Here is an 11,324-nt window from a genome sequence, read left to right as displayed (position 1 = left end):
CTGGCATTAAGCCTTTCGGCTGTTGTTTTTGTGGGCTGCACAAAATTGAGTGCAGTATTTGCCCCATCTGGCGTGCAAATTATCGTTGGAGCAGATTCCACAATAAAGACAGAGTTTCCGGAACCGGTAGCAGGAGCAACCGCAGTTAGAAATGCGTTGGTCATTTTTCAGTTCGTTTTGCCGATGCTATTCTTCATTGTCGCTTTGATATTAACTGCATCTCTGTTCTATCGCTGTAAGCTGAAAGAGCCACTTGCTATTCTTATGGATGGTGCAAATCGCATGATGCAGAATGACTTGGACTTTATCATTCCGGCCGTGTCCGAGGACGAACTGGGACAGCTCTGTGTCACGTTTGAAACCATGCGGCAATCACTTTTGAACAGCAACCGTGAGTTGTGGCGACAAACGGAAGAACGGAAACGGTTAAATGCGGCGCTCGCCCACGATCTCCGAAATCCGATAACAGTCCTGAAAGGCTCAGTGAAAATGGCAAAACACTGTGCAGGCACCGGCAACACACCGCAGCTTATGGACGATCTTGAGCGTATAGATGCCTATACAGGACGCATCGAACGCTATGTAGAAACTATGAGCAAGGTTCAACGGTTGGAGCAAGTTCAGCCGAAAAAAGCTCTTTTTGACACTGCTGCCCTGAGTGCAGATTTGGAAAAAGCCCTTGGCTTTTCTATAACCGAATATGGTAAGCAGCTTCGCTTTCATGGCCTGCCTGTATGTGGCACTGTCTCTTTGGATAAAGCAATGTTGTTTCAAATTGCTGAAAATCTCACAACAAATGCTCTGCGGTTTGCAAAAGAGAATGTCGCGGTAAAACTTACCATAGAAGGTGAAAATATGATATTAGAAGTTACGGATGATGGCTATGGATTTCCGGCGGATCTTTTGAAAAATGGCATTCAACCGTTCCGTAAGGGTACAGAAGAAGCAGAGCATTTGGGCATGGGACTTTATATCTGTGATCTTCTTTGCCACAAACACGGAGGTGCTTTGAAAATTGCAAATACCGATATCGGGGCTGTTGCCTCCGCTATTTTGAAAATCTCATAACTCTTGAGCGTTTTTTGAGATTTGCCTTTTATACTCTCCTTATCAAACCGATAAGGAGAGTTTTTTCATGGATATTCAAGTAAACGATGTTTCCAAAATCTACGGTACAGGCGAGAACAAAGTCGTTGCGCTGTGCCATGCAAATATGACAATCCACTCCGGTGACTTCATTTCCATTATGGGGCCGTCAGGCAGTGGCAAAAGTACGCTGCTTCACATCATCAGCGGATTGGATACGCCAACTTCCGGCAAGGTGTTGTATGGCGATACTGACATCCATCACGGCAGTGACAAGGAGTTATCGGCGTTCCGCCGCCAAAAGATCGGCTTCATCTTCCAGCAATTCAATCTGCTCCCGGTGCTGACAGCGCAGGAGAATATCATCATGCCGCTGCTTCTCGACAAGCGCCAGCCGGACAATGCCTATTTACAGGAGATCGCAGCCTTTTTAGGGATCGACAGCCGTTTGAACCATCTGCCCCATGAACTGTCCGGCGGGCAGCAGCAGCGCGTGGCAATCGCCCGCGCTCTGATTCAAAACCAGACATCATCTTTGCTGATGAACCTACGGGAAACCTTGACAGCAAAAGCGGCGGCGAGGTCATGAAAATGCTCTGCGATCTTCGGGCGAAAATGAAAAAGACACTTATTGTCATTACTCACGACCCTCATATTGCAGAAATGGCAGAGCGTCGTTTTACCATCATTGACGGAGTGCTTTCGGAGGTGACAGTAAGATGAAATCCTATTTAGCTCTTACATGGAAAGAACTAAAAACGCAAAAAATTACAGCGACTTTAATCCTGATTGCAGTTATCATGTCAACGATCATAACAACCGTTGTTGGTCAGTCCATTGGAATTTTGCAGTCTATGAGAATAGAGCAGGCTGCGAGCCTAAACGGAAACCGATATGTAACATTTCATCAACTCAGCAGGGAACAAGCACAGAAACTCCACGAGGATGATCGAGTATATGATGTAGGAGATACCGTCTTTGTAGGCAGCACAACCCTTGGTAATAGCAGCCTGAACTTGTATCTCAGAGAGTATCATGATAACGCTTTGGCGATGTACCCAGCAATCAGCAAGATAAAAGAGGGGCATTTGCCGGAGAAAGCAAGTGAAATTGCATTATCAGAGGATAGCTTGAGGTATCTTGGATTAGATGCTGCGGTTGGAGATACCGTTTCTTTGGATATGCGCGTATCTGTTATGGATGGTTCACTTCCTGAATTTGAATATTGCGGAAAATTCATATTAACGGGTATTCTTGAAAGCAGCTATATCGGCTATTCAACAGGTACAGTTGAAGGAATTGTAGGAAACGGAACCGCAGAAAAACTATTACCAGAAAAATATCTGCTTTATTCTACTGACTTTAAGACCCATGACAAGAAAAACTTTCAGAGCATCGTTTATGATCTTGCGAAGAACTTGGATGTAGAGGATCGGTATATCCAATATAACTGGATTCTTCTTGATGCTGTCGGTATTTCTTATGATGAGACATCCAACAGTGATGCTGGTGCAGGTTTTTCCTTTATGACGGTGGCGTGTGTTTTGGTAGGCTTGTTGGTTTTGTTTGCAGCCGGACTGGTAATTTATAATATTCTAAAAATTTCCATTACGAAACGAATTAAAGAATATGGAACACTTCGTGCAATCGGCGGAGAGCGTGGACAAATCTATCGTCTTGTTTCCTTGCAGCTCCTGATCCTTTGCGGAATCGGTATTCCGATTGGGCTGGTACTTGGCACATTAGCAGCAAAAGCTACGCTAATTGCTGCTACGGGTGCTCTCAATCCTGATATATTCATGGCAAATAGTGTTTCCGAATTAAACGAAGCAATCAGCGCTGTCAGTACGGTAAAATTCCCCATGCTCCTTGCAAGTATTGCGGTCACACTTTTATTTGCGCTAATGGCTGCATTTCCAGCTGCTCGGTACGCATCGCGTGTATCCCCGACAGTTGCTATGTCTGGCCAGTCTGTTAAGATCAAACGCCGCAGAAAAAGAAATCACAAAATCTACAATTTTGAAGCCTACTATGCAAGACTCAATTTGAAACGCGGGCGTGGCAGGACGCTTCTTACAATACTGTCTCTTGTTATGAGCATTACCGTCTTTGTTGCTCTGCAGAGCTTTACTGGGCTGCTTGATGCCAGCAGTTCGATTCAGGATATGTATTTCAGCGATTATGCTGTTACAAATGAAACATCAGGTATTCCGGCAGAAGCTATAAGCACATTGGAGGCAAACGACACTGTAAAAGACATTTCCACTGTCAGGCTTTCTGTATTTACGCCGGGTGCTGGTGACGAACTTCCCTTTGAAACAGATTTGTCCGTGCAGAGCCACGAAACTTTTCAGCTTGTCAATATTGACGATGGGCTATTAGAAATCTACGCTCCCAATCTTTCTGATCAGGATAAGCAGGCGCTAAATAATGGAACAGGCTGCCTTGTCAAAAATCCTATTCCCTTTTCTTACGGGGATACGCCTGTGGAGCATACGGAGCTTTCTATTGGTGATACGATCCAGTTGGGCAGCAGGGCGCTTCGTGTGATAGGGATAATTGATACTCCTATTACAATCAACAATGAAGGTTTCACCAACGGTGTGCAACTTATCGTGAACGAAGAAATATATTGCTCGCTGATGCAGGATGATACCTATTCTGAAATCTATTTGACATTGCAGGATGGCGTAGATACGAATTCTTTTGAAAGTATATTGGATGATTGGTGTAGCAAATATCCGGGTGCTCACTGGCTTTCTTACCTTGAAAGCAGCAATGAAATGGCAGAGAGTTTTGAACAAATCAAAATGCTTTGCTGGGTACTGATTATCTTTATTGGCATCATTGGCATATTGAATATCATAAACACCGTTTACAGCAACATCCATACACGTGTCGATGAAATTGGTATGCAGCGGGCTATTGGCATGAGTGCCGCAAGCCTTTATAAAACATTCTTGTGGGAAGGTGCCTATTACGCTATCTTTGCCTCTGTGATTGGCGCAGTGCTGGGCTATGTCTGCTGTATCTTTGTCGGGGCTGCAAAGACGGATGCCTTACAACTGGTTGCCGTTCCCGTTATTGCGATTATAGAGGCTGCTGTGGTTTCTGTTGCTGCCTGTCTGCTGGCAACGGCGATCCCGCTGCACTCTATTGCAAAAATGAACATTGTCGAATCGATTGAGAATGTCGAATAACACCTGAGCAAAAGCCGTCCGGCTTTGCAAAGATGACGGCGGCTTTGAAATATTGCATTTCAAGCCGCCGTTTTCCTTTTGAAAAAATGGATTTACGGGGGGTGTGATAAAGTCGCCCTTTTTTAGGATACGGCGGTGTCCGAGGAGGTATCGCCGTGTCCTTTTTGCCTTTTTGCAGTGCCCATGATCTGCACCAGCTAAAAAAAGCCTTGCCCCTCCTCCGGGCAAGTATAACATTGCATCGGCATTATCGTTCCATGTAATTCAGTATAATAATGGCTGTTCTTGGCGCGCCAGTTTTCCCTCACGGAAATCTGGCGTTTTTTGTTGCCATTTTTTCGGAGATGACCCGGTTGTCTGCCGGTGTCGGTCTCCGCCTCCATTCGATTCACCCGTCAATCACCCGTGAATCGAAATGGAGGTACATAATGAAGAAAATTAACCTTCGGGAACTTTATCCTGATGTTTATACAACAGACTTTTTTGTAGATGTGACAGAGGAAGTAATGGAGACTATTCGGGCAGCCGAACGTGCGGAGACTGCGTATGAGCGAAAGATGTATCGTTATAAAGCACAGTATTCTCTGGATTGCGAAAATGGCATTGAAAATGCGGTGCTGTTGAAGCCGCAAACACCGGAGATGGTTCTGGAGGAAAAACAGTTTCAGGAGTATATCGCAAAATGCACCCACAGAGCAAAGCCAGCAGAAAAGAACGCAACTTATCGTAAACCTCGCAGAGCTGGAGTGTGAGCCGGTCCGTATCCTTGTCGAAATCATAATGGTCTGATAAAACATAGATACAGCGCTGGAGTCTATTCTTAGGAGGTGACGGAATTGGCCAAACGGCAAACAATAATTCCTCAATATGACACAGTTATGAAAAGAGGTGTCCTATATTATAGGACCAGAATCAAAGACGCGAATGGTAAGCTCGTAGCTATCTACGCAAAAACACCTGAAGAACTATACAACAAAGAAACGCTTGCGTTGGAACAGATAAACTTGTATTGTTCGAGACAAAGAACTATAATGTACTCTGTGGAGGTGCAGAATGGACTATATGACACTAAAAGAGGCCGCCGAAAAATGGGGCGTGACACCTCGTAGAGTAAATTACTATTGCGCTGCTGGGCGTATCCCCGGCGCTGTGAAGATGGCTGGTGTTTGGTTGATCCCAAAGAACACAGAAAAGCCGATTGACGGAAGGACAAAACAAGGGAAGGAGTTGCGCCATGAATAAAATCCTGATTATAGATGATGACAGAGAACTGTGTGCTTTGATTAAACGCAGCGTACAAGCAGAAAACATAGAAGCTGATTTTTGTAATACCGGAAAAGAGGGCTTACAGAAATTAAGAGAGCAGGAGTATCAGCTTGTGGTGCTGGATGTGATGATGCCTGGTATGGATGGCTTTGAAACGCTGGAAGAAATCCGCAAAGAGAACAGCCTGCCGATTTTGATGTTCACATCCAAAAATGACAGCATTTCTAAAGTACGGGGCTTACGGGCCGGAGCGGACGATTATCTTACAAAACCGTTTGATATGGATGAACTGATTGCCCGTATTGCGTCTCTTATTCGCCGCTACACTCGCTTTAATCAGCAAGCTGGAGCCATACAAAAGCTAAATTTTGACGGATTGCAGATTGACCTTGAAAATCGTTCTGTTACTACATCAAACGGCACTTTTGAACTGCCCCCAAAGGAATTTGATTTGCTCCTGTACTGTGCAAAACATCAAGGGAAAATTTTGACCAAACAGCAGATTTATGAGGAAGTATGGGGCGAAGAATATTTCTATGATGACAGTAACATTATGGCGATTATCAGCCGACTTCGTAAAAAATTAGAAGTCAATCCTTCAAGCCCAAAGTATATACAAACGGTCAAAGGGATTGGCTACCGGTTTAATAAGGAGGTGTAGTCAGCATGGAAATTATCGTATTCTTGTCCATTGTGATTGCTGTTGTGGCTGTATTGACTTCCATCGTTCTCGTTCGGCGTGTAAAAAAACAAATAGCAGAAATGACCGATGTGCTGGTTGATGTGAAAAACGGAAATGGCAACCGGCGTATTCTATCTGCAACAAATGAACTGACAGCACCTCTTGCCTATGAAATCAATGAGATCGTTGTGGCCTATGAAAGCAGACTTTCAACTGTACGGCAGACAGAAGAAACCAACCGCCAACTTATGACGAGCCTTTCCCATGACGTGCGAACGCCCCTTACTACTCTGCTTGGGTATCTTGACGCTGCACACAAAGGACTGGTCACAGGAAAAGACCGGGATGATTATATTGAAACCGCCCGTCGGAAAGCCCATGATCTGAAAGAATACATTGATGTACTTTTTGACTGGTTCAAGTTAAATTCCAACGAGTTTGCTTTGGAGATCCAGAGCGTTGAAGCTGCAGAGCTGACAAGAAATATCCTAATCGACTGGATACCGATTTTTGAGGATAAACAGGTTGATTATGACATTGATATTCCTGAACAGCCTGTCCGGGTAAGATTAGATATGGATAGCTATATGAGGATCATCAATAACCTTATTCAAAATGTAATCGCTCACAGCCATGCAGACAAAATTAAAATTTCCCTGTCAAAGAAGGAAAACAGCATGGAGCTGTTGCTGGCGGATAATGGAGTGGGAATTGAGAAAGAAGATTTGAAACACATATTTGAACGGCTTTATAAGTGTGATAAAGGACGCTCTGAAAAAGGCAGCGGACTTGGTCTTTCTATTGTCCATCAGCTTGTAGAAAAGATGGGTGGGAGCATAACAGTTGAAAGTGTACCGGGAAAAGGAACGGAATTTACTTTGCTTTTTCCTTTGGAAATTTAAGCGGGTTCCCGTCTTTATGGCGGGAGCCTTACTTATTTTCAGAAGTCTTTTAGAAAATGGCATGGGAACCTTCTCAATCCCCAAACGGATTGAGAAGTAGCGGAATAGGATTTGCATTGCAATTCATTCCTTAATTGCAAGGTTAATGCAAGGTTGCGGCAAGGTTAATGCAAGGTTGGCATGATAGAATACCTTACAGAACAGGAGGTTTTGAATATGGATACAAATTATATCATTGAAACAAAAAATCTGACAAAGCAATACGGCTCACAAAAGAGTGTGGCTGACTTAAATATCCATGTCAAGCGTGGGAGAATTTATGGTTTGTTGGGCAGAAACGGAGCCGGAAAAACCACAACTATGAAAATGCTGTTGGGTTTAACGAAGCCTACTTCCGGTGAGGTCAAAATCTGGGGAAAGTCTTTGCAAGGAAATGAAAAGAAGTTGCTGCCCCGCATTGGCAGTTTGATTGAGTCCCCCGGTTTTTATCCCAATCTGACCGGTACGGAGAACCTGCGTATCTTTGCTACCCTGCGTGGAGTACCAAACAATCATGCCATCAAAGACGCTCTGGATTTGGTCGGGCTACCTTACAAGGATAAAAAGCTGTTTTCGCAATACTCTCTTGGCATGAAGCAGCGGTTGGCGATTGCCCTTGCAGTCATGCACGATCCGGAGCTTTTGATTTTGGATGAGCCGATCAACGGCCTCGATCCCATCGGTATTGCAGAAGTACGCTCCTTTATCCGTGAGCTTTGCAACGCAAGAGGAAAAACTATTTTGATTTCCAGTCACATTCTTTCGGAGATTTCCTTGCTGGCTGACGATATTGGAATTATTGACCACGGTGCATTGCTGGAAGAAGAAAGCCTTGCTGAGCTGGAGCAAAAAAGCAGTAAACATATCCGTTTTACGCTCTCTGATACTGCACAGGCGGCAAGAATTTTGGAACGCAATTTCCATGAAAACCATTTCTCCATACAGGACGACCATAATCTGCGCCTGCACAACCTTGATCTGCCTGTGGGAAAAATTGTAACTGCCTTTGTAGAAAACGGATTGGAGGTATCGGAGGTGCATACTTGTGAAGAAAGTCTTGAAGATTACTTCAAGCGTGTGACAGGGGGAGAAGGAATTGCTTAAACTAATCAAATGCGAATTTTTGAAATTAAAACGGAAGCCATTGGTATTTATTTCCCTACTGCTTTCTGTTTTCATGCCATTGGCTTATGCTTTCTTTCTGGCAGATGTAAACACTGATGTGGATGCTGTAAATGGAGTGATGTCCAGCCTATTCCAGTTTAGTGCATATTTGCTTTTGATGCCGCTTCTTGTGATACTGGCTTCGAATCTGTTGTTTGAGGAACTTGATAATGACACACTGAAAAACCTTGTTACCATACCGGTAAATAGAACCAGGCTGGTGCTGTCCAAAATGCTGGTTTTACTGTTGTTTGCCGTTGGCTTTATGGCAGTTGGAGGATTGGTAAACCTTGCGGTTTTGTTGTTTCAGGGTTGGGAGCCGGTTGGTTTTTTGACCTTGTTTGGCGTTGGGATTGAAGAAGGGTTGATTATGTGGGGTGGCGCACTTCCCTGCATTCTGCTCGTTATTCTTCTTAATAAAAACTATATCGTGTCTGTTGTGATTACCTTTTTCTATACGATTGCGAATTATATCCTTTCCACGAACGATATGTTTCTTACACAGCCTTTTGGTTTGAACATAGGAACCCTGTTCCCGGGACCGCTGGCCTTCCGCTGGACATTTCAATTTTATGACCAAAGCCAGACCAGTGCGGAGTTGGCAGATTTGTTGGAACGGGTCAGTCCGTATTTTCTGAATAGTGTTCAGGTATTTGGTGTGATTATTGTAGAAGCCATTGTATTTCTTGCGCTGATTGCATTTGTTTACCGGCGTCAGGAAATCTAAGGGGGTGTGACTATGTGGAACTTATTAAAATCGGAATTATTGAAACTGCGCCGGTGCCAGATTCTTTTGGTAGGGCTGGTGGCGCTTGCACTCTGTCCTTTGGTTCAGTATGGAAGTCAGTTGATTGTGGAGGCAGAGTACCGAAATCCAAATTATGATTTTTCTGCACTATTTGAAAATGTTGTTTGGGGAAACACTCAGATATTCCTTCCAATTTCACTGGTAATGATCGGAGGATGGCTTATAGACAGAGAATCCACTCATGATACACTGAAAAACATCATGACAATTCCTGTTTCTATGCCGAAAATGTTGGGAGCTAAGTTACTTTTAGTCGGTATGCTTGCAGTTCTGCTGGGAATATACAGCGTTGGCATTACCTTGATTACTGGATTGACGGTTGGATTATCGGGACTGACAGAGGAAGTGTTTTTTCATGGAGGTACGCAGATCGTGTTAGCGGCTCTGACGACCTATTTGGTCTGTATGCCGCTGATCCTGATTTTTGGGCAGATCCGAGGGGCATATCTGGGCGGTTCCATTCTGGCGTTCTTTCTTGGATACAGCATGTTGTTTTTCAAAAGTGGTATCCTTGCCAGCATCTATCCGTTCTCTGCTGCGCTGATTTTAGTGGGATTTGACATGAGTGAATATGCCGGAACAACCACATCCTCAACCCCTTTGTTGGCGGTCATTGGGGTTGGCATCATGGTTCTCTGGGCGGTGCTGTTGTTAATGATGTCCAGTAACAAAAAAGAAATGAAATCCCGTAAACAGGCAAATGCCAAGGGAAAAGGAAAGTGTGCTGTACGCAGGAAAGGAAGGTGATAGCTGTGAAGAAAATAGTTTTATCATTATGCCTGATACTATTGGGTGCTTCTGTGCTTTCAGGTTGTACAAAAGACGAATTTCTCGATCAGTATAACAATATTGTTCAGTCTGCTGGTTCCATAGCGCTTACCGGAAATTCATCCTTACAAGGTACGAAAGAAAAAGGAATTGATGATTATACAGGAAGCTATACAGCCAACTATGAGGATTTTTCAGATACAGAGTATTTGTTCGGCGGAACTTCCATAAAGCGTGAAGCTGGTAAGGATCTGTCTATTGACTGCGCGCTGGAGGTTACGGAGGGAACTGCAAAAGTATTTTGGATTTCTGGAGCTGATGAAGCAGTCACTTTGTTTGAAACAACCGGAACATATAGTGATACAATTACACTCCCTGAAGGTGGAAACTATATCGGCATTGAATGTGAGAATTTCACTGGAAACATTGAATTAAATATTGAATAATACTCTGCCGGACGACGGCAAAAGAAAAAAAGCCGTCGTAGAGCAGACAATTTGACACGCCCATTTGAAACGGCGGCTTTGATTTTCAGAGCCGCCGTTTCTTTGCGTTTGCACAAACCTATGACGACTTGCAGGGACACGGTAGCCGATTGGAAGTTATTTTGCCGTGTCCCGTTTGCTTTTTCAAAGCTCACATGATCTACATCAGTTAAAAAAAGCATTGCTCCTCCTCCGGGTAAGTTTAGCATTGTATCGGCATTATCGTTCCATGTAATTAAGTACAATCGTGGCTGTTCTTGGCGCGCCAGTTTTCCATCACGGAAATCTGGCGTTTTTTGTTGCCATTTTTTCGGAGATGATCCGGTTGTCTGCCGGTGTCGGTCCCCGCCTCCATTCGATTCACCCGTCAATCATCCGTGAATCGAAATGGAGGTACATAATGAAGAAAATTAACCTTCGGGAATTTTATCCTGATGTTTATACAACAGACTTTTTTGTAAATGTGACAGAGGAAGTAATGGAGACTATTCGAGCAGCTGAACGTGCGGAGGCTGCGTATGAGTGAAAGATGTATCGTTATAAAGCACAGTATTCTCTGGATTGTGAGAATGGCATTGAAAATGCGGTGCTATTGAAGCCGCAAACACCGGAGATGCTTCTGGAGGAAAAACAGTTTCAGGAGCAGGTCTATGCCGCTGTGATGAAGCTGCCGGAGAAACAGGCAAAGCGAATTTATGCCCGATACTATCTGGGAATGGCGGTAAACGAAATTGCCGAAATAGAAGGTGTAGACCCAAGCCGTGTCCGAGACAGTATCCGCCGTGGATTAAAGCAGCTTGTAAAATATTTTTGATAAAATTTCATTTGATGCGCCTGTTTTTTGCCTTTTTTGTCAGTGTTAATAAGAAGGACAAGTTTTCCTCCTTCATCAGTACATTGCTACGAAAATAAAACTCGTAGCCA

At 44.0% G+C, this 11,324-nt stretch carries 11 protein-coding genes and 3 pseudogenes; all 14 read left to right on the top strand.

The features are described from left to right. On the top strand, positions 1-1,068 hold a 1,068-nt coding region (locus tag AC075L_RS18880), incomplete at its 5' end, for a HAMP domain-containing sensor histidine kinase (protein WP_476388022.1). Positions 1,069-1,135: 67 nt separating this feature from the next. Continuing rightward, a pseudogene (locus AC075L_RS18875) lies at positions 1,136-1,809 on the top strand (ABC transporter ATP-binding protein). Continuing rightward, a complete protein-coding gene (locus AC075L_RS18870; protein ID WP_476388021.1) occupies positions 1,806-4,286 on the top strand; it encodes an FtsX-like permease family protein in 2,481 nt (826 codons plus the stop codon). The pseudogene AC075L_RS18875 and the gene AC075L_RS18870 overlap by 4 nt, the downstream one beginning before the upstream one ends. A 428-nt stretch (positions 4,287-4,714) precedes the next feature. Beyond that, a pseudogene (locus AC075L_RS18865) lies at positions 4,715-4,963 on the top strand (sigma-70 family RNA polymerase sigma factor); the annotation flags it as partial. A 201-nt stretch (positions 4,964-5,164) separates the two neighbouring features. After that, positions 5,165-5,287 (top strand): annotated as a pseudogene (locus tag AC075L_RS18860) (tyrosine-type recombinase/integrase); the annotation flags it as partial. Positions 5,288-5,339: 52 nt separating this feature from the next. Continuing rightward, positions 5,340-5,528, top strand: coding sequence for a helix-turn-helix domain-containing protein (locus AC075L_RS18855; RefSeq protein ID WP_158365182.1), 189 nt, complete (start codon positions 5,340-5,342; stop codon positions 5,526-5,528). Then, a complete protein-coding gene (locus AC075L_RS18850) occupies positions 5,521-6,213 on the top strand; it encodes a response regulator transcription factor (RefSeq protein ID WP_008705950.1) in 693 nt (230 codons plus the stop codon). Before AC075L_RS18855 ends, AC075L_RS18850 begins: the two co-directional genes overlap by 8 nt. Positions 6,214-6,218: 5 nt before the next feature. Then, positions 6,219-7,136 carry a sensor histidine kinase gene (locus AC075L_RS18845; RefSeq protein WP_370782151.1) on the top strand — a complete coding sequence of 306 codons (918 nt, stop codon included), beginning with the start codon at positions 6,219-6,221 and terminating at the stop codon, positions 7,134-7,136. 216 nt (positions 7,137-7,352) lie between these two features. Next, positions 7,353-8,279, top strand: a complete 927-nt coding sequence (locus AC075L_RS18840; RefSeq protein WP_370782149.1) for an ABC transporter ATP-binding protein — start codon at positions 7,353-7,355, stop codon at positions 8,277-8,279. Beyond that, the gene (locus AC075L_RS18835) at positions 8,272-9,066 is read left to right on the top strand and encodes an ABC transporter permease (RefSeq protein ID WP_476388020.1); all 795 of its coding nucleotides are present in this window, start codon (positions 8,272-8,274) and stop codon (positions 9,064-9,066) included. Before AC075L_RS18840 ends, AC075L_RS18835 begins: the two co-directional genes overlap by 8 nt. Before the next feature lie 12 nt (positions 9,067-9,078). After that, on the top strand, positions 9,079-9,894 hold the full coding sequence (locus tag AC075L_RS18830; protein WP_476388019.1) for an ABC transporter permease: 816 nt from the start codon (positions 9,079-9,081) through the stop codon (positions 9,892-9,894). Positions 9,895-9,899: 5 nt separating this feature from the next. Continuing rightward, positions 9,900-10,361, top strand: a complete 462-nt coding sequence (locus tag AC075L_RS18825; protein ID WP_008705944.1) for a hypothetical protein — start codon at positions 9,900-9,902, stop codon at positions 10,359-10,361. A gap of 439 nt (positions 10,362-10,800) precedes the next feature. After that, the gene (locus AC075L_RS18820; protein WP_020993464.1) at positions 10,801-10,926 is read left to right on the top strand and encodes a hypothetical protein; all 126 of its coding nucleotides are present in this window, start codon (positions 10,801-10,803) and stop codon (positions 10,924-10,926) included. A 3-nt stretch (positions 10,927-10,929) separates the two neighbouring features. Continuing rightward, entirely contained in the window at positions 10,930-11,214 is a 285-nt protein-coding gene (locus AC075L_RS18815) for a sigma-70 family RNA polymerase sigma factor (RefSeq protein WP_476388018.1), read from the top strand. Positions 11,215-11,324: the final 110 nt, after the last annotated feature.

Source organism: Blautia sp. ZXY-1-B12, from assembly GCF_056339915.1.
The sequence above is the reverse complement of the archived record's forward strand: the minus strand, read 5'-3'. Positions and strand labels throughout refer to the sequence as shown.